The sequence below is a fragment of the Streptomyces sp. ADI96-02 genome (assembly GCF_003846185.1).
In the GTDB taxonomy this organism is placed as follows: Bacteria; Actinomycetota; Actinomycetes; order Streptomycetales; family Streptomycetaceae; genus Streptomyces.
Genome location: NZ_ML123034.1, coordinates 2,010,402 through 2,029,888 on the forward strand (window position 1 = coordinate 2,010,402; position 19,487 = coordinate 2,029,888).

A 19,487-nucleotide genomic window follows, 5' to 3' on the forward strand; every position below is an offset into this window, starting at 1 on the left:
CGGCGCCGGATTCGACAACCCGCGCAAGACCTGGACCAGCACGGGCGGGTTCACGTGGTCGGCCGCCCAGCCGGTGTCCGGCGACTACAACGCGGACGGCAAGGACGACGTCGCCGTCCTCTACAACGGGGGCACGTCGGCCGACGGCAAGTTCGTCTCTTCCCTCTACACCTTCGCCAGTAACGGAACCGCCTTCTCCAACCCGCGCAAGACGTGGACCAGCAGCGGGTCCTTCAACTGGAATGCGACCAAGCCGACCTCCGCCGACTACAACGGCGACGGGAAGGACGACGTCGCCGTCCTCTACAACCGGGGCACCTCGGCGGACGGCACTCACCAGTCCGCTCTGTTCACGTTCGCGAGCGACGGTACGGACTTCGCCGCGCCCCGCGAAGTGTGGACCAGCACCGGTTCCTTCTCCTGGGCGGCCAGCCAGCCGGTGTCCGGTGACTTCACCAAGGACGGCAAGGGCGACATAGGCGTCCTCTACCGCTCCGGCACCTCGGCGGACGGCCGCAGGCTGGATTCCCTGTTCACCTTCGTGAGCACTGGCACGGACGTCAAGGCGCCCGTGAAGCAGTGGACGGGCAGCGTGATCTGACCTTCGCCTTCCCCCGTCCCGACGGGCGGGCGGTGGGCCGGGCCCCCTTATGCTTTCCGGGCGAATCAGCTCTCCGGAAGGCGTACGTCGTGAACTACAGGGTCCAGCCCACCGCCCAGGTCGACGAGACCGCCGAGATCGGGGCCGGCTCCAGCGTCTGGGAGCTGGCTCAGATCCGCGAGGGGGCCAGGCTCGGCGAAGGCTGCGTCGTCGGCCGCGGGGCCTACGTCGGCACCGGGGTCCGCATCGGTGACAACGTGAAACTACAGAACTACGCCCTGGTGTACGAGCCCGCCGAACTCGGCGACGGCGTCTTCGTCGGCCCCGCCGTCGTCCTCACCAACGACCACAACCCCCGCTCGGTCGACCCGGACGGCAAGCAGAAGCGCGGCGGGGACTGGGAGGCCGTCGGCGTGAAGGTCGCCGAGGGCGCCTCGCTCGGCGCACGCTCGGTCTGCGTCGCGCCGGTGCGCGTCGGCCGGTGGGCGATGATCGCGGCCGGCGCCGTGGTCACCAAGGACGTCCCGGACTTCGCCCTGGTGGTCGGCGTACCGGCCCGGCAGATCGGTTGGGTCGGCCGCAGCGGCGTCCGCCTGGTCGCGCGCGAGGACCAGCCGGGCGTGTGGGAGTGCCCGCAGAGCGGGTCCCTGTACGAGGAGACGGACGGCATCCTCGTCGAGCGGGCGGCCTGACCCGTGGACCGACGACGGAATCCTGCCGCCGGGAGCGCGACGCTCCTGCTCGATCGGCTCATACGTCAGCGCGGAAGAGGATGAAGGCCATGTCGAGCGACTCCGCGTCGGCGGCTCCCGGAAGCTCTCGGCTGGACTCCCTCACCGGGCTGCGATTCTGGGCGGCCCTGGCCGTGGTGGTCTACCACTTGTCGCGGCAGGCCGGTGAGCTTCCCTGGATCAGCGATCTCGCCTGGTACGGGCGGAGCGGGGTGACCTTCTTCTTCGTACTGTCGGGATTCGTCCTGGCCTGGACGTACGACGGCAAGACCGTGCCGGTCGTCGTCTTCCTCTGGCGCCGGTTCGCCCGGATCTGGCCGCTGCTGGCCGTGTCGACCGTCGCCTCAGTGGCGGTGTGGCACGCCCTGGGCACCGACTTCTCCTTGCGCGGCGTCGCCGCCACCCTGGGGCTCGTGAACGCCTGGGTGCCGGAACGCCCCTATCTCGTGGGCGGGAATCCCGCCGCGTGGTCGCTGAGCGACGAGGCGTGGTTCTACCTGCTTTTCCCGGCTCTTCCGGCCCTGCCCCTGATGCGCAGCGCCCGGGGCCGTACGGTCGTCGCGGTCGCGGCGTGCGCGGCCTCGCTGGGCGTCTGGCTCAGCGGCGCCCTGCTGAGCGACTCGCTGCTGCGGGTGTGGGCCCTCGACTACTTCCCGCCGACCCGGACGCTCCAGTTCGTCCTGGGCGTCGCCGCCGGGCTGGCCGTCAAACGCGGCTGGCGCCCGCCGGGAGGGCTGCGGATCTTCGTCGCAGGGGTGCTCGCCTGGCACCTGCTGCTGATCCCGTGGTCTCACGCCGTGCCCGACAGCCTCTGGTACAGCCCGTACAGCGCCTCCCAGCTTCTGTCCGCGCCGCTGTTCGCGCTGCTGGTCGCGGCAGCGGCGGCAGCCGACGTGGAACGCCGCAGAACCTTCCTCGCCGGGCCCCGCATGATCAGACTCGGGCAATGGTCGTTCGCGTGGTACCTGTTCCACGAGATCGTGCTCAGAGCCCTGGTCGGCGTGTTCGGCAAACCCGCGGATCCGCTCGACACGGTCGGGGTCTGGGGAGCCACCCTGGGGCTGAGCCTGGCTCTGGCCGCGATTGCTTACCATTGCGTGGAACACCCGCTCGAACGCCTGCTCCGTCGTCACGGCCCGGGCGGCGCGGCCCGCAGCCCTCGCACGGAACACGCCGGAGCGAGGAAGCCCGGGGAATTGCAGCCGAGCACGCCAGAGCACTCCTCATCGCAACGTCGAACGACCCAGAAGAAGAGCGTGCAATGAAAGTCATCAGCATCGTCGGCGCCCGGCCCCAGTTGGTGAAGCTGGCTCCCGTGGCAGCAGCTTTCGCCCGGACCGATCACCAGCACGTCATCGTCCACACCGGACAGCACTACGACGCGGACCTCTCCGACGTCTTCTTCGACGGCCTCGGCATTCCGGATCCGGACGTGCACCTCGGTGTCGGTTCGGGAAGCCACGGGGTACAGACCGGATCCGTGCTCTCCGCACTCGACCCGGTGCTGGAGGCCGAGCGGCCCGACTGGGTACTGGTCTACGGCGACACCAACTCGACGATCGCCGGAGCGCTTTCGGCCGTCAAGCAGCACCTGCCGGTCGCACACCTCGAAGCCGGCCTTCGGTCGTTCAACCGCAGGATGCCCGAAGAGCACAACCGCGTGCTGACCGACCACTGCGCCGATCTGCTGCTGGCCCCGACCGAGGAGGCCGTGCGCCACCTCGCGGCCGAGGGTCTGTCCGACCGTACGGAACTGGCGGGGGACGTCATGGTCGACATCTGCCTTCGCATCCGGGACGCCGTACGAGCCGGTGAACACCCGGCTCCCGCCCTGCCCGAGGGCATCGATCCTTCGCAGCCGTTCCTGCTGGCGACGCTGCACCGCCCGGACAACACGGACGACCCCGCGCGGCTGTCAGCGATCATCGACTCTCTCGCCGGTCTGCCGGTGCCCGTCGCCCTCCTCGCACATCCTCGGCTCGTGGCACGCGCCCAGGCCCACGGCGTCGAACTGCGCAGGGGTGCCGTGCACGTTGGCCGCCCACTGCCGTACGCGGGCCTCATCGCCGCCGTAATGGCATCGTCGGGCGTGGTCACCGACTCCGGAGGTCTCCAGAAAGAGGCCTTCCTCCTTGAGCGGGTCACCACGACCATCCGGCCCGAAACCGAGTGGGTGGAGACCGTCCGAACCGGTTGGAACACGCTGGTTCCCGATCCGCACGCCATGGACGCGGCGCGGTGGGCCGCCGTGGTCTCCCGCAGCGCGCCGACGGGTGACCCGGGCACTCCGTACGGCGACGGCCACGCGGCGGAAAACGTTGTTCGAATCATGGAAGAATGGAAAGGGGACAGCCGGTCCGCGTGACATGCGCAGTGCCACGTTTGGTACTAATACGCAAATATCACCGTGCTAGCCTCACCGCTTATGTCAGTGTCTCCCAGGTCCGGGCTGCCCGCTCACGGCACGCGACCTCATGTTGTTTACTTCGCCATTGGATTTCCGCCGGCAGCCAAGAGCTGCGCCTATCGCATGCGCGAGACGGCGAACCAGTTCGTCCACGCCGGCTGGGACGTCACCGTCGTCACCATCGCCCAGGATTCATGGGAACTCGACTCCGGCATCGACCTCACCCTCCTGGAACAGGTCGACCCCGGGGTGAAGGTCGTCGAGCTGCCGCTCTCACGCGAAGACCTGGAGACGGATATCCGTCTCTTCGACGAGGAGCGGGCCCTCAGTCCCGGCAAGTGGGTCACCGAGCTGCGCAAACGGCAGGCCGAGGCCTTCCCCGAAGCCAGCTTCGGAGAGTGGCGCGAGACCCTGGAACAAGCTGCATTGGACATCCACCGGGAGCGCCCCGCAGACCTGCTGCTGGCCAGCTGTGTTCCCTACGTGAACCTCGCCGCGGCCTGGAAGCTGTGGGAGGAGGCACGCGTCCCGTACGCCGTCGACTTCCGCGACGGCTGGTCCATCGACGTCATCGACGGCACGGAGGCCTTCTCCAAGGATTCCGAGCTGGGCCGCTGGGAACAGAAGATCCTTGACCATGCTGTCTCCCTGTGGGTGGTCAACGACCCGATCGCCGAGCACTACCGTGCCCGGTACCCGGACTTCGCCGACCGCGTGCGGGTCGTGCGCAACGGCTACGACGCGGACAGCTCACCCGGCCGCCCTCACCGGCCCGACCTCGACGCGGGGCTCGTCTTCGGCTACCTGGGCACGGTGAACTTCACCGCGACGCACCTGGAAACGGTGCTCGCCGCCTGGCGCGCGGCGCGAGAGCGGGAGCCGCTGCTCACCCGTGCGCGATTCGAGGTACGCGGCCACATCGGCAACGGCGCCGGCCGGGGTGCCACACGGCACGCCGAGATCCTGAAGGAGGCGGCCTCCGACGGAGTCCACTTCGGCGGCCCCGCTTCCAAGGCAGAGCTGGCGGAGATCTACTCCCGCTGGGACGCCATGGTCCTCATTCTCATCGGAGGCCGCTACGTGACCTCCGGCAAGGTCTACGAGTACATGGCCACCGGTCTGCCCATCGTCTCCGCACATGTGGCGGAGCACGACGCTTCAAACGTCCTGCGGGGCCACCCTCTGTGGACCGGGGCCGTGGGCCTCGACGTCGAGGCCCTGACCGATGCATTCGTCCGGGCCGCACGCATGACGGTCGACACGAGCGACGAAGTGCACGCCGAAGCGATGGCCCACGCCGACCAGTACACCCGGGAGTCGCTCATGACCGTGGCTGTGCGGGAGTTGATCGACCGACTGGCCGCGGACGACTCCGAGCGCATCGGTGTCCGGGGCACGAGCGCCCTCCACGAGAAGTCGATCGTCACCGGAGGATCCGCGTCGTGACCGATGTCCTGATCATCGCCAGTAAAAGGCCCCAACTGGGCCTTCTCGCAGACTCCCTGGTGAAGTTCCGTGACCGGGGCGCCAAGGTCCAGCTCGCCGGGACCTTCCACATGGCACCGGTCGCCGAAGAGCTGAGCCGTGCCGAACTGGAGGGGTTCCACCAGCTCCCGCGCAGCCTCGGCGGACGCAGCTCGGCCCTGCGGCGCAAGGCAAAGAAGTCCCCGGCGGGTATGCGCGTGTGGCTGCAGGCCCAGCCGGATCGCCGGCTTCGCCGGCAGGCCCGCACAGCCCAGGTGATCGTGGCCCTGGACCCGGGAGCCGTCTACACCGTCTGGCGGCTCGCTCAGTACAACCCTGCGGCCGAGGCGCATTTCGGCATCGCTCCTGGGCTCCGGGCGGTGGACCGCGTCGCGAACGGGGCGCACCGTCCGTCGACGCTGCCGCCTGTCGGCGCTGTGGCCCGGGACGTACGGCGCTCCATCAGCGGCCTTCCCGCCGTGCTGATGAGGACCGTCACGTCGCGCCCCGTCATGCGCTCCACTGTGGGAGCCCGGCTCTGGCGCACGGCCGTGGCAATCCCCGGTCTGCCCGCCCCGGTCCGGGCTACGACGTCGCGTTATGTGGCCGAGGGCATGGAGGAGGCCGGACGGATCAGTGGAGCCGCGCTGGCTCTCAGTGAGGCGGCGTCGAAGATCCCCGATCCCGCGCTGAGGGCACAGCTCCTCCACGAGAGCGCCATGACCGAGGTCTCCAAGGGCATCAGCCCCCGTGATCTGGGCAAGGCCGTCGCCGGGCACCTCGCGCACGCCGACGACCAGTACGCCAAGGGCCTGTACGGATCCGCGGCGACGTCCATGTACCGGGCGCTCTCCCTCCATTTTCACCGCGTCCTGAACATCGACCAGTTGAGCTCCCCTCTGGCGAAGGACCCGGAGGGCTACGTCACACCGCTCCAGAAGTCTCCCGCCTATCGCGCGGTCGCGCGGCCCCGCGGCAGGAAGACAGCGCCCGCGAGCCCGCCGAGCGACCGGCCGCTGCGGCTGTTGGTCATGACCAGCACCAACGCCAACTTCCTCCAGCACCTCCTCGCCCGTTACGAGGACCACCCACGAGTCGAGCTCCGGTTCATCGACCTGGCCGCCCACAAGCCGCTCAAGCACATCGCCTGGGCTGCGACCCAGATGCTGGAGGATCGTTTCTCCAACGGCACGTCCGAGTACCAGAGGGACGTGGAGCGCCTGATGCGTCCTCATCTGGACTGGGCGGACACGGTGTTCATCGACTGGTCGGTGGGGCCCGCGGCCATGCTGACGGCGATCGACCCGGGCGACACCCGGATCGTGGTGCGTCTGCACAGCTACGAGGCGTTCACCCGCTGGCCCCACATGACGGACTTCTCCCGCGTCGACGATCTCGTGTTCGTCGCCCCGCATGTGAGGGACCTGGTGACCTCGCTCGTGCCGCAGCTGCGCGAATCGTCCGCGCCTCGTCTCCACGTCCTGGACAACGCGATGGAGCTGAACGGACTGGTCCGCCCGAAGTCGGCGGACGCACGGTTCAACCTCGGCCTGGTCGGGATCAGCCAGGTGGCCAAGGATCCGCGGTGGGCCGTGGAAGTCCTCAAGCACCTGCGCGAGCACGACGAGCGATACCGGCTGCTTCTGGTCGGAAACGACATGAACCCCAAGGTGAGCAAGGCCACCGCCGGTTATCTGACGCTGCTGCAACGGGAGCTGAAACCGTTGGTGGAGTCCGGAGCGGTGGTGCGCACGGGCCACACCGACGACATACCGGCAGTGCTCACCGACATCGGGGTCATCATCAGCTCCTCAGTACGCGAAGGGTGCCACGTGAGCCTGATGGAGGGGGCCGCCAGCGCGGCGGTGCCCGTCGTCCGCGACTGGCCCTTCTACGCGGGGAAGTCCCAGAGCGCGCGCACGCTCTATCCGGAGGGCTGGGTGGTGGACTCGCCCGAGGATGCCTCGAAGCGCATCCTCGCGGCCACCGCGACCGAGAACGACTGGCTCGACGCCGGCAAGCAGGCTTCCGAGCATGCCATCGGGACGTGGGACTGGTCAGTCGTCCAAAAACGCTTCGACAGCCTGTTCCTGGGCTGAACGTCGGCTTCCGACAGGCACGGCACGGGGCCCGCACTCCAAGAGGTGCGGGCCCCGTGCCGTCGTGACGTGCGCGCGTCAGCCAAGTACCCGCGTGTTCCGCAGGAGCCAACCCGCCCAGGCAGACTCGACCATGGTGCGGGTGCCGTAGCGGGCCGACCATCCGAGCTCCCTGCCGATGGCTTCCACCGCGGCGACCACCCGGGCGGGATCCCCGGGCCGAGGAGCCTCGATGACCGGGGGCAGGCCGGTGCGACCGGTGATGTCCAGGATGATGTCGACCATCTCGGCCACGGACGCTCCCTCGCCCCGGCCGATGTTCAGGACCAGTTCGGCCGCCGGATCCACGGCCAGCCGGTGCGCCGCGGCGACATGCGCGGAGGCGACATCCTCCACATGGACGTAGTCGCGGACGCAGGTGCCGTCCGGAGTGGGATAGCCGTCGCCGAAGATCCGGGGGCGATCATCGGCAGTGAGGCGTTCGAAGACCATGGGCACAAGGTTGAACACGCCGTCGTCACCCAGTTCGGCCGAGGCCGCTCCGGCCACGTTGAAGTAGCGCAGCGAGGCGGTGGCCATGCCGTGCGCCCTCCCCACCGCAGTCACCAGGCGCTCGCCTGCCAACTTGGTCTCGCCGTACGGGCTGAGCGGCCGACAGGGGGTCTCCTCGGTCACCCGTTCGACGTCAGGCATGCCGTAGACGGCCGCTGACGAGGAGAAGAGGAACCGGCCGACGCCCGAGGCAGCCGAAGCCTCCAGAAGAGTGCGCAGCCCGTCGACGTTCTCGCGATAATAGTAGAGGGGCCGTTCGACGGATTCCGCGACCTGCTTCTTGCCCGCGATGTGCACGACGCCGGTCACCGAGTGCTCGACCAGGACACGGTCGAGCAACTCCCGGTCCAGCACCGAGCCCACCACCAGTGGCACTCCCTCCGGCAGGCGCTCGGCGCGGCCGGTACTCAGGTCGTCGAGAACGACGAGCCGTTCGCCCGCCATCTCCTTGACGACGTGGGACCCGATGTAGCCGGCTCCGCCGGTGATCAGCCAGGTCATAACGCTCAGCCGCCGATGACCACGCGGCGCACGCCCGCCCAGTTGGCCGGGTCCGTCGTGCGGCGGCCGTCGACCAGGACGCGGACGTCCGGGAGGTCGGCGGCGGACAGCTCGCGGTACTCGGCGTGGTCGGCCTGGAGGATCGCGGCGGTGACGGCCTGGCTGTCGTGCGGGACGAGGCCGAGGGCGGTCAGCTCCTCGGCGGTGTACATCGGGTCCGAGACGAACGGCACCGCGCCCCGCGCCTTCAGGGCCTCGACGACGCCGAAGACGCCGGAGAAGGCGGTCTCCTTGACGCCGCCGCGGTAGGCCGCGCCGAGCACCAGCACGCCGACGCCGTCCAGGTCGCCGTAGGCGGCGGCCAGCAGGTCGACGGCGTACGACGGCATCGCCGCGTTGGCCTCGCGGGCCGAGCGTACGACGGTCGCCTCCGGGTCGTTCCACAGGTACATCCGCGGGTAGATCGGGATGCAGTGGCCGCCGACGGCGATGCCCGGCTGGTGGATGTGGCTGTAGGGCTGGCTGTTGCAGGCCTCGATGACCTTCTTGACGTCGATGTCGTTGCGGTCGGCGAACCGGGCGAACTGGTTGGCCAGGCCGATGTTGACGTCCCGGTAGGTCGTCTCGGCGAGCTTCGCCAGCTCCGACGCCTCCGCCGTCCCGAGGTCCCACACGCCGTTGGGGCGGGGCAGGTCGTCGCGCTCGTCGAAGTCGAGCACCGCCTCGTAGAAGGCGACGCCGCGCTCCGCGGACGCCTCGTCGATGCCGCCGACGAGCTTGGGGTAGCGGCGCAGGTCGGCGAAGACCCGGCCGGTCAGGACCCGCTCCGGGGAGAAGACCAGGTGGAAGTCCTCGCCCGGGGTGAGGCCGGAACCCTCGGCCAGCATCGGGGCCCATCGGGTGCGGGTGGTGCCGACCGGCAGCGTGGTCTCGTAGCTCACCAGGGTGCCCGGCTTCAGGCCCGCCGCGATGGCCTTCGTGGCCGCGTCCATCCAGCCGAAGTCGGGCGTGCCCTCGGCGTCCACGAAGAGCGGCACGACGACCACGACGGCGTCGGACGCGGCGACCGCGGCCGTGGTGTCCGTGGTCGCGGAGAGCAGGCCGGCGCCGACGGTCTCCTTGAGCTTGACGTCGAGGTCGTGCTCGCCGGGGAAGGGCTCGGTGGCCGCGTTGACCAGCTCGACGACCTTCGCGTTCACGTCCGCGCCGATGACCTTGTGGCCCTTCGCGGCGAACTGCACGGCGAGCGGAAGCCCGATCTTGCCGAGCGCGACTACACAGATGTTCATCGGGTTACTTCCTCTTCGACCTGGACAGCTTGCGGCGCAGCCGTGCGCCCACACCGGACTTCGGTTCCCGCAGCGGAGCCGTGGTGATCACCAGCCGGCCCTTCGCGTTCGAGCTCGCCGCGACGCGGTACGGAGCGGTCCCGCCCCACCGGCGCGCCAGCGGCATCGGCCGGCCCTCGGTGCGGACCGGGATCTCGTACGTGGAGCCCGCGACGTCGACGTAGACGCGCACGCCCCGCTTGGCCCGGACCGCCTGGACCGGCACGCGAGCGGTGAGCAGGGTTCCTCCGCCGGGGCCGGCCGGTCGTGCGGTGACATCGCCCTCTGCCGCGGGCCTCGAAGCGGCGGTGAGCTTGCGGGCGCCCGCCTTGTCCGCGCTCTGCGGCATGGCGCTGCGGGCGAGGGCCACCGTGGCGGACGACGTGTCGCCGGTGATGCCGAGCCGCAGCGTGACGGTGAGCGAGAGGTCCGTCCCGCTCTGCTCCCAGTCGGCCGCCTCCATGCGCGTACCGGAGGAGAGGCGGCCCGCGACCGTCTCGCCGAGCACTTCGTAGTAGCGGTCGTCCAGGCCGACGGCGGCGTCGCGGAAGCCCGGATAGCCGGCGAAGGCCCGGCCGCCCTCCAGGTGGAAGGGCGGCGCGCCGTGCTCGGCCTCGTCCGCGATGGCGCGGCCCAGCTCCTCGACCGCACCGCGTTCCGCGAGCCCGAACCGGACGCGCCGCTTCACTCCGGTGCCGTCGCGCAGGGCGTCGGTGAAGTACGCCTCGACCAGCACGCCGACCCCCTCGCACACCAGGCGCCGGGTGGCGGAGTCGAGGGCGAGGAAGTCCTTCTGGAGGAGCTTGGACAGCTCCCAGTCGAAGTGCCGCTTGAGGACGGCGTCGCGTTGCGGACCGGCGGGGATCAGAGCGGCCGTGTGCTCCATGATCATCGACGTGCACCGGAGGCGGGCCAGGTGATCGGCCCGGTAGGTGATGTTGCTCGCGTCTCCGCGCTTGACCGCGTAGTAGTACGTGTAGTCCGACAGCACCGAGATCTTGCGGGCCCGTACGCACGCCTCGATGGTGAACGGCTGGTCGCTGCCGACCGGCAGGTCCTCGGGGAAGCGCAGGCCGTGCTTCTCGACCATCGCACGGCGGAAGAGCTTGGTGTTGGCCAGGGTGTAGGGAAGCTGCGATTCGTACAGGCTGACGTCCGGGATGTTCCCGGTGTACAGCTTCTGATGGACGTAACGCCCGTTGGTCCCGACCATCTTGCCGATGACCACGTCGGACTCGTTGGCGTCGGCGCAGGCGACCATCCGCTCCAGGGCTTCTTCGCCGAGATGATCGTCCGAGCCGACGAAGTACACGAACCGGCCGGTCGCCAGGTCCAGGGCGCGATTGCTCGGAACAGCCGGACCGCCGGAGTTGGACTGGTGGACCACGGTGAAGGTGTCCGGGTAGCGCTGGGCGAAACGGTCGAGTTCCTTGCCGCTCTCGTCCGTCGAACCGTCGTCGACGGCGATGACCTGAAGCCGGTCGAGTCCGATGCTCTGACCCACCAGCGAATTAAGGCATTCGGTCAGATACGGCATCGTGTTGTAGACGGCGACGACGACCGTGACATCGGGAGTGGTCAATTTCTCGGCCCCTGAATCTTTTCCGAGTCACTCATGAGACGGACGGTGACACCGCTGTCGGCCGATTCCAGCAGCGATGCCGCGACCTCGACGGTACGGAGTCCCTGGCGCAGCGTACAAATGTCGGACGTCTCGCCCCGTACGGCGTCGCGGAAGAGCTCGTGCTCGACCAGCAGGGGTTCGCGCTTCGGTATGGCGTAGCGGATCATGTCCCCCTCGGAGACCCCGCGGAACGCGCGCAGCGCTTCCCATTCGGTGGCGACCGAGGCGTTGGAGTGGAACGTGAGGTCGCCGGTGAGCGTGTCGGCGATGAAGCAGCCGCGGTCGCCGGTGACCGAGGTGAACCGCTCCTTGAGCGGGCTCAGCCAGTTGACCAGGTGGTTCACCATCGTGCCGTCGGCGAGCTGGCCCACGGCGGAGACCATGTCCTCGTGCGGGCGGCCGGACTTCGAGACCGTGTGGGCCGCGATCGAGGCGTACTCCTGGCCGGTGACCCAGCCCGTCAGGTCGATGTCGTGCGTGGCGAGGTCCTTGACCACGCCGACGTCGGCGATGCGGTGCGGGAACGGGCCCTGGCGGCGGGTGACGACCTGGTAGACGTCGCCCAGCTCGCCGTTCTCCAGGCGGCTGCGCAGGGAGAGCAGGGCCGGGTTGCAGCGCTCGATGTGGCCGACTCCGGCGACCAGGTCGCGCGACTCGAACGCCTCGACCAGGCGGCGCGCGCCCTCCACGGTGTCCGCCAGGGGCTTCTCGATCAGTGCGCTGACCCCGGCCTCGGCGAGCTGGAGGCCGACCTCCTCGTGCAGGGCGGTGGGGCAGGCCACCACGGCGTAGTCGACGCCGCGGGCGATCAGCTCCTCGACGGTGTCCAGGACCGTCGCGCCCTGCGCCCAGCCGTTGGTGTCGCCCATCGGGTCGACGACGGCGGCCAGTTCGACGCCGTCCAGCCCGGCCAGGACCCGGGCGTGGTGGCGGCCCATGGAGCCCAGGCCGATGAGTCCGGCCCGCAGTGCGGTGCTCACAGGCTCTCCCCCAGGGCGTTGACCGCGGTGACGATCCGGTCGAGGTCGCCGGGGGTGAGCGAGGGATGCACCGGCAGCGAGACGACCTCGGCGGCGGCCTTCTCGGTCTCGGGCAGGTCCCAGGTGCGGCCCGCCTTCTGGTCCGGCTCCCAGTAGGGCTTGAGCCGGTGGATCGGCGTCGGGTAGTAGACCGCGTTGCCGATGCCCGCCTCGGTGAGCTTCGCCATCGCGGCGTCCCGGTCGCCCCGGATCCGGACCGTGTACTGGTGGTAGACGTGACGGGCGCCCTCGGCGACCGGCGGCGTGAGGACGTTCGGCGCGCTGATGTGCGCGTCGAGGAAGGCGGCGTTGGCGCGGCGCTGCTCGGTCCAGCCCTCGACCTTGGCGAGCTGGACGCGCCCGACGGCGGCGGACACGTCCGTCATCCGCATGTTGGCGCCGACGATCTCGTTGGCGTACCGCTGCTCCATGCCCTGGTTGCGCAGCAGGCGCAGGGTGCGGGCGAGTTCGGCGTCGGCCGTGGTGACCATGCCGCCTTCGAGCGCGTGCATGTTCTTGGTCGGGTAGAAGCTGAAGGTGCCGCCCGCGCCGAACGCGCCGACGGGGGTGCCGTTCAGCGCGGCGGCGTGCGCCTGGCAGGCGTCCTCGACGACCGCGAGCCGGTGCTTCTCCGCGATGGGCATGAGCCGGTCCATCGCCGCCGGGTGGCCGTAGAGGTGCACCGGCATGATCGCCGCGGTGCGCGGGGTGATCGCGGCCTCGACGGCGGACGGGTCGAGGCCGAAGCCGTCCGGCTCGATGTCGGCGAAGACGACGTCGGCGCCGACCAGGCGGACCGCGTTGGCGGAGGCGGCGAACGAGAAGGAGGGCACGATCACCTCGTCGCCCGGCCCGACGCCCAGGGCCAGGAGCAGCAGGTGGAGTGCCGAGGTGCCCGAGTTCACGGCGACGCAGTGCCGGCCGTCGACCAGGTGCGAGAAACCCTCTTCGAAGGCAGCGACCTCGGGTCCCTGCACGACGCGGCCACTGCGCAGTACGCGGACCGCGGCCTCGATCTCGTCTTCCCCGATGACCGGACGGGCAGCAGGAATCGGCTGCTCGTTGATGCTCGTCATGGACGTCCTCCTTGAACACCGCAAGAGCTCGTACTGGGCAGAGCTCTGGGGTGCGGGACGCCTCACGAGGCCGCGCGTAACCCCACCGGCGCGATGCCGACGCCCTGCCGAGGAATCTGGCCCGGTCTCTCTCGGCCACCGGGCCCGGTCACCGGTTGTAGTTTCCGCGGAATACGTACAGGCCGGCGACCGCCGTCACATTATCAGGGATTTCTCAGCCCATTTCGGGCCGGTTAACCGGCTCCTGCATCAGTTCTGAAACAAAGACCGCGACCCGCCCCGAAAACACTCGGGGCGGGCCACGGAGAATGAACGGCCGGTTACCGGTTCATCAACTGCTCGACGGACCGTCCTGCGCGGACGGGGCGGAAGCGGTCACGGAAGGCGACGACTGCTCTGCGGCGACCGTCTTCCTGGTCGTCTTCTTCGCGGTCGTCTTCGCGGTCGTCTTGGCCGTCGTCTTCTTGGCGGCGGTCTTCTTGGCGACCGTCTTCTTCGCCACCGCCTTCTTGGCCGGAGCCTTCTTCGCGGCGGCCTTGCGGGCCGTCTTCTTCGCCGGGGCCGGAGCCTCCTCCGACGCCGGTTCGGCGCTCTCGGCGGAATCACCGGCCGCGCCGGTCTCCGCCGGACCCGCCGCCGACTCGACCACGACGACCGCCGAATCGTCCGCGCCGGCGGGCGGTCCGGCGGGGGCAGTGGCCTTGCGGGTCACCCGCCGACGGGCGCGCGGCGGAGCGGCCGGGGCTTCGGTCGCCTCGGCTGCGGGAGCCTCGGCGGCCTCGGCCGCGGGGGCCGACGTCGCCGGGGCGGCCGGCGTCTCGGCCGCGGGCGTCTCGACGACCGGGTCCTCGGCGGCGACCGGGTCCGCGGCGGACTCGGCGCTCGCGGTGGACGCCTCCCTCACGGTCGGCTCGGCGCTCGCGCTCTCCTGCGGCGGGCCCGCCGGTGCGGACGCCTTGCGGGTCGCGCGCCGACGCGTACGGCCCTGGGGCGCGGCCTCGGCAGCGGGCGCCTCGGCCACCGGGGCCTGGGGCTCGGGCGCTTCGGCCACCGGAGCCTCGGGCTCGGGCGTGGCGCGGACCGGTTCGGGCCGAGCCTCGGCCACCGGCGCGGGCGCGGCGGCCTTCGGGGCCCCGGCCGGGGCCGAGACCTTACGGGTGGCCCGGCGGCGTCCCCGGCCGCGCGAAGCGGCGGCCTCGGCCTCGGCGGGGCTGCTGTACAGCTCCTCGTCGGCGACGAACTCCGGCTCGGCGAGCGCCACCGGAGCCGCGACCTCGGCGGCCAGTTTCGCCTCGGTCTCGGTCTCGGCGTGCTCGGCCTCGGCGGCCGGGCGCTCGTCGTTGCCGTGGTCCTGGTCGTGGCCGTGCTCGTGGTCCTGGCCCGCGCCGCCCCGGCCGCGCTTCTTGGACTTCTTGCCGCCGCCCCCGCCTCCGGAGGTCGTCGGCTGCTCCATGTGGACGATGACGCCGCGCCCGTTGCAGTGGACGCAGGTCTCGGAGAAGGACTCCAACAGGCCCTGGCCCACCCGCTTGCGGGTCATCTGCACCAGGCCGAGCGAGGTGACCTCGGCGACCTGGTGCTTGGTGCGGTCGCGGCCCAGGCATTCGAGGAGCCGCCGCAGCACCAGGTCCCGGTTGGACTCCAGCACCATGTCGATGAAGTCGACGACGACGATGCCGCCGAGGTCGCGCAGCCGCAGCTGGCGCACGATCTCCTCGGCCGCCTCCAGGTTGTTCCTGGTGACGGTCTCCTCCAGGTTGCCGCCCTGGCCGGTGAACTTGCCGGTGTTGACGTCGACGACGATCATCGCCTCGGTCTTGTCGATCACCAGCGAACCGCCGCTGGGCAGGTAGACCTTGCGGTCCAGCGCCTTCATCAGCTGCTCGTCGATGCGGTACGTCGCGAAGACGTCCACCTCGGACGTCCAGCGCGACAGCCGCTCCGTCAGGTCGGGCGCGACGTGCGAGACGTAGCCGTGGATGGTCTCCCACGCCTCGTCACCGCTGACGATGACCTTGGAGAAGTCCTCGTTGAAGATGTCGCGCACGACCCGGACGGTCATGTCCGGCTCGCCGTAGAGCAGCGTGGGCGCGTTGGAGCTGCCCGTGCTCTTCGACTTCTTCTGGATCTCCTCCCACTGCTGCTGGAGGCGTTCGACGTCGCGGCGCAGCTCGTCCTCGCTCGCGCCCTCGGCGGCGGTGCGCACGATGACGCCCGCGTCCTCGGGGACGATCTTCTTGAGGATGGTCTTCAGGCGGGAGCGCTCGGTGTCGGGCAGCTTGCGGCTGATCCCGGTCATCGAGCCCTCGGGCACGTAGACGAGGTAGCGGCCGGGCAGCGAGACCTGGCTGGTCAGACGGGCGCCCTTGTGGCCGATCGGGTCCTTGGTCACCTGGACCAGGACCGACTGGCCGGACTTGAGGGCGGTCTCGATGCGGCGCGGCCCGTGGGCCATGCCGAGCGCCTCGAAGTTGACCTCGCCCGCGTACAGGACGGCGTTGCGGCCCTTGCCGATGTCGACGAAGGCGGCCTCCATGGACGGCAGGACGTTCTGCACCTTGCCCAGGTAGACGTTGCCGACGTAGCTGGTGGCCTGCTCCTTGTTGACGTAGTGCTCGACGAGCACGTTGTCCTCGAGGACGCCGATCTGGGTGCGCTCGCCGCTCTGGCGGACGACCATCACGCGCTCGACGGCCTCGCGGCGGGCCAGGAACTCCGCCTCGGTGATGATCGGCACCCGGCGGCGGCCCTGCTCGCGGCCCTCGCGGCGGCGCTGCTTCTTGGCCTCCATCCGGGTCGAGCCCTTGATGGACTGGACCTCGTCGAAGCCCGTGCCCGGCTCGCGCTCCTCCTTCTTGCGGGGCTCGCGGACCTTGACGACCGTACGCTCCGGGTCGTCCGTGCCGTTGTCGGCCTCCGGCGCGCCCTCTCCGCTGCGGCGGCGACGGCGGCGGCGACGGCGGCTGCTGCTCGACCCGGACGAGGAGTCGTGGTCCTCGTCCTCCTCGTCGGCGTCCTGCGCCTGGCCCTGCTCCTCGTCGGAGCGGGCGGCGTCGGAGCGGGCGTCCTTGCTGTCCTCGGAACGGGCCGGCTGCGTACGGGCGGCGGGCTCGTCGCCGTTCTGCTCGGCGTCGTCCCCGTCGCCGGCCTCGCCCCGGCGACGGCGGCGGCCACCACGACGGCGGCGGCGCGAGGGTCGGTCGCCGTACTCGTCGGCGTCGTCGCCCTCGTGCTCGGCGTCCACGTCGGCGTCGTGCTCGTCCTCGGCCTGCTGCTCGGCGGGCTCCGCCGGGGCGGCGGGCGCGGCCTGCTCGGCCTCGCCCGTCTCACCACGACGGCGGCGACGGCGGCGCGAACCGCCCTGCGACGCGGCCTCGGCGGGAGCGGCGGACTGCTCGACCTCGGCGGTCTGCTGCTCCTCGGTCTCCTCGCTCTCGTCGTACGGCGCGGCGGACTGGGCCGCGGCGGCAGCGGCGGCGGCCGTCTCGGGCGTCTGGAACATCGGCTCGGCGAACACCGGGGCCTGGAACACGGCGACGGCGGGGCGCGCGGCGCGGCGGCCCTTGCGGCTCGGCTCCTCGGTCTTCGCGGTGAACTCGGGGCGGCCTGCCGCGGCGGTGGCCCGGCGGCGCTGCCGGCCGCGCGGAGCGGCCTCCTCGACCTCGGCCGCCTCGGCGGCGAGTTCCTCGGCCACGGCGGCGGGCAGGTTCTCGCCGGTCTCGGCGGCGTCCTGCGAGGTGACGACGGTCTCGGCGGCCTCGGCGACCGGCGGGGTTCCGGCGGGGGCGGTCGCCTTGCGCGAGGCACGGCGGCGGCGCGGGGCCGGCGGCTCCGCCACGGCCTCGGCCTCGGGCGCGGGCTCGGCGGCCTGCGCCACGGGCTCGACGATCTGCTCCGCCGCCGTCGCGGCCTCGGCGCCCTGCGGCGCGCCGGCCGGGGCCGAGGCGCGGCGGCGGGTGCGACCGCGCGGGGCCTCGGCGGCGGGCTCGGGAGCGGGCTCCGGCTCGGGCGCGGCGGTCTCGGCAGCCTCGACCACGACGGTGGCTTCGGACGCCTGCGGGGCTCCGGCGGGCGCGGTCGCCTTGCGCGAGGCACGGCGGCGGCGCGGGGCCGGCGGCTCCGCCACGGCCTCGGCCTCGGCTGCGGCCTCGGGCTCCTCCTCGGCCACCGGTTCGGCCGGGGCCGCGACGACCTCGACGGCCTCGGCGGCCTGCGGCGCACCGGCCGGAGCCGTCGCCTTGCGGACCGCACGGCGGCGGGCGCGGGGCGCGGGCGTCTCGGCGGGCGCGTCGGCGGCGGCGGCATCGGTGGAGGCATCGGCGGAGGCAAGGGCCTCCACGGGGGCGACCGCGGGGGCCGTCTCGGCGCTCTGCACGGTCCCGGCGTCCTGCGGGGCGCCGGCGGGCGCGGTGGCCTTGCGTACGGCGCGGCGGCGCGGGCGGGCGGGCGGTGCGGCATCGACGGCCGGTTCGGCGGACGCGGTGTCCGGGACCTCGGCGGCCGGCGCGGCGTCCGCGGCGGAGGCGGCGGCCTCGGCGGTCCCGCCGGGCGGTCCCGCCGGGCGGGAAGCGGCGCGGCGCCTGCGGCGCGGCGGCAGCTTGTCCCCGGGGGTGTTGTCTTCGCTGTTCCCGGTCGTGCCGGGTTCGGTCGGCTCAAGCATGCGGGCGGTTCTCCCGTCACGCTCCCGGGCGCCGCGTCTGATTCCGGTCCGGCACGGTCCGCAGTGGTGCGGTACCGCCGTCCGGGGCGCGGGCGCCGCACGGGAGCTGATGTCTGGCTCGCCGGTTCCGTAAGCGGTGTGCGTACGGCCTGGCGAAAGTCTGGTGGGTCAGTGCGCGGCCCGACCCAGGTGGCTCCCGAGTCGGAGGGCTGCGCTACAACGACCGCCTTACGCGGAACCTGCACCTTCCGGCGCCGTCGCGACGGCTGCCCCGGCGACCGCGGTTCGCGCGGTCGGGGCGGCCTCGCGGTCGGGCGCGAGCGGGTCGGTCACCGTGCCGGACTCCTCGTCGAAGAGCCCCTGCGCCAGCCTGGTCACCGCTGCGGGGACCGGCGGCGCCAGGTCGGCCACAGCTCGGAGACCGGACAGGACGTCGTCGGGTCGCACGGCAGGTGTCACGTGCCGAACAACCAGGCGCAGTATCGCACAGGGCCCGTCTCCCGGCCTATCAGCCGCTTGATCGAGGGCCCGCAGGTCGGCGACGGCGGCGCGGGCGTCGAAGGTCCGGATGCCGTTCTTCGCCTTGCGCTGGACCTCGACGGTCCCGGCGGCGTTGAAGAGGGCGACGGCCTTGCGGGCGTCCTCGGGGTCGACGCCGTCCAGGCGCATCTCCCAGACGGAGGCGGTCAGCCGTTCGGCGAGACCCGAGGTGCGGGCCTCCACCGCGTCGGTGATGTCGAGGCCGTCCGGCAGCGACTCGTCGAGCAGCCGGCGCAGGACGTCGGGGTCGCGCGCCTCGGTGAGGGCGATCTCCAGGAACTCGGCCTCGCTGCCCGTGCCGGTGGGTGCGGCATTGGCGTAGCTGACCTTGGGGTGGGGGGTGAAACCCGCCGAGTACGCCATCGGCACCTCGGAGCGGCGCAGTGCCCGCTCGAAGGCCCGCTGGAAGTCTCGGTGACTGGTGAACCGGAGGCGGCCGCGCTTGGTGTAGCGCAAGCGAATGCGCTGCACCGCCGGTGCGGGCGGCGGGCCTTCGGGCTGTCGCTTGCCCAGTGGTTCTTCTCCTCGGTGCGGGGCGGGCGCGGTGGCGCGCCGCCCACGAAATACGGGTGGTCCCCGGGGTGCCGCTCCGGCTCACCCCCGTCCGGCTGTTCTGTCGTCGGACGGGGAGCTCTCGGACGCCTGCGCCGCGCTGGGGACAGTCGTTGTACTACCCAGAGTACGCGCAGGCACCCGCGAAGGTTTCCAGGACCGGGTTCCGGAGGCCGCCGCGCACGGAACGGAGGCCCGGTCCGGGGTCGCCGGGCCGGGCCTCCGCCGCCGAGCCGTCACACGGACGGGGCGGCCGGTGCTACTTGTTCACCACGCTCAGCGGCAGCAGCTTCTTGCCGGTCGGGCCGATCTGGATGTCCAGGTCGAGCTGCG

13 protein-coding genes are annotated in these 19,487 nt (G+C 71.4%); 6 read left to right on the forward strand and 7 right to left on the reverse strand.

Annotation, left to right across the window (positions count from 1 at the left end):
- The 6 genes from EES43_RS08825 to EES43_RS08850 all read left to right on the forward strand — a co-directional run.
- A partial coding sequence (locus tag EES43_RS08825; protein WP_164493141.1) for an FG-GAP repeat domain-containing protein occupies window positions 1-601 on the forward strand: 601 nt, incomplete at its 5' end.
- Window positions 602-690: 89 nt separating this feature from the next.
- The gene (locus tag EES43_RS08830) at window positions 691-1,293 is read left to right on the forward strand and encodes an acyltransferase (protein ID WP_124268215.1); all 603 of its coding nucleotides are present in this window, start codon (window positions 691-693) and stop codon (window positions 1,291-1,293) included.
- 89 nt (window positions 1,294-1,382) lie between these two features.
- A complete protein-coding gene (locus EES43_RS08835) occupies window positions 1,383-2,597 on the forward strand; it encodes an acyltransferase family protein (RefSeq protein ID WP_206430015.1) in 1,215 nt (404 codons plus the stop codon).
- Window positions 2,594-3,697, forward strand: coding sequence for a non-hydrolyzing UDP-N-acetylglucosamine 2-epimerase (gene wecB / locus EES43_RS08840; protein WP_124268217.1), 1,104 nt, complete (start codon window positions 2,594-2,596; stop codon window positions 3,695-3,697). The genes EES43_RS08835 and wecB overlap by 4 nt, the downstream gene beginning before the upstream one ends.
- Before the next feature lie 165 nt (window positions 3,698-3,862).
- The gene (locus tag EES43_RS08845; protein ID WP_206430016.1) at window positions 3,863-5,185 is read left to right on the forward strand and encodes a glycosyltransferase; all 1,323 of its coding nucleotides are present in this window, start codon (window positions 3,863-3,865) and stop codon (window positions 5,183-5,185) included.
- Window positions 5,182-7,302 (forward strand): glycosyltransferase, encoded by a 2,121-nt coding sequence (locus EES43_RS08850; protein WP_124268219.1) that lies wholly within the window; start codon window positions 5,182-5,184, stop codon window positions 7,300-7,302. Before EES43_RS08845 ends, EES43_RS08850 begins: the two co-directional genes overlap by 4 nt.
- 78 nt (window positions 7,303-7,380) lie before the next feature.
- Here EES43_RS08850 and galE read toward each other — a convergent pair whose 3' ends face one another.
- The 7 genes from galE to EES43_RS08885 form a co-directional block, all read right to left on the reverse strand.
- The gene (gene galE / locus EES43_RS08855) at window positions 7,381-8,355 is read right to left on the reverse strand and encodes a UDP-glucose 4-epimerase GalE (protein WP_124268220.1); all 975 of its coding nucleotides are present in this window, start codon (window positions 8,353-8,355) and stop codon (window positions 7,381-7,383) included.
- Window positions 8,356-8,360: 5 nt separating this feature from the next.
- Window positions 8,361-9,644 (reverse strand): nucleotide sugar dehydrogenase, encoded by a 1,284-nt coding sequence (locus EES43_RS08860; RefSeq protein ID WP_124268221.1) that lies wholly within the window; start codon window positions 9,642-9,644, stop codon window positions 8,361-8,363.
- 4 nt (window positions 9,645-9,648) lie between these two features.
- The gene (locus EES43_RS08865; protein WP_124268222.1) at window positions 9,649-11,265 is read right to left on the reverse strand and encodes a glycosyltransferase family 2 protein; all 1,617 of its coding nucleotides are present in this window, start codon (window positions 11,263-11,265) and stop codon (window positions 9,649-9,651) included.
- On the reverse strand, window positions 11,262-12,287 hold the full coding sequence (locus EES43_RS08870) for a Gfo/Idh/MocA family protein (RefSeq protein ID WP_124268223.1): 1,026 nt from the start codon (window positions 12,285-12,287) through the stop codon (window positions 11,262-11,264). The genes EES43_RS08865 and EES43_RS08870 overlap by 4 nt, the downstream gene beginning before the upstream one ends.
- On the reverse strand, window positions 12,284-13,402 hold the full coding sequence (locus EES43_RS08875; RefSeq protein WP_124268224.1) for a DegT/DnrJ/EryC1/StrS family aminotransferase: 1,119 nt from the start codon (window positions 13,400-13,402) through the stop codon (window positions 12,284-12,286). Before EES43_RS08875 ends, EES43_RS08870 begins: the two co-directional genes overlap by 4 nt.
- Window positions 13,403-13,733: 331 nt before the next feature.
- Window positions 13,734-18,062 (reverse strand): Rne/Rng family ribonuclease, encoded by a 4,329-nt coding sequence (locus EES43_RS08880; protein ID WP_124268225.1) that lies wholly within the window; start codon window positions 18,060-18,062, stop codon window positions 13,734-13,736.
- Window positions 18,063-18,290: 228 nt separating this feature from the next.
- A complete protein-coding gene (locus EES43_RS08885) occupies window positions 18,291-19,073 on the reverse strand; it encodes a TIGR03936 family radical SAM-associated protein (RefSeq protein WP_124268226.1) in 783 nt (260 codons plus the stop codon).
- Window positions 19,074-19,487 lie beyond the last annotated feature (414 nt).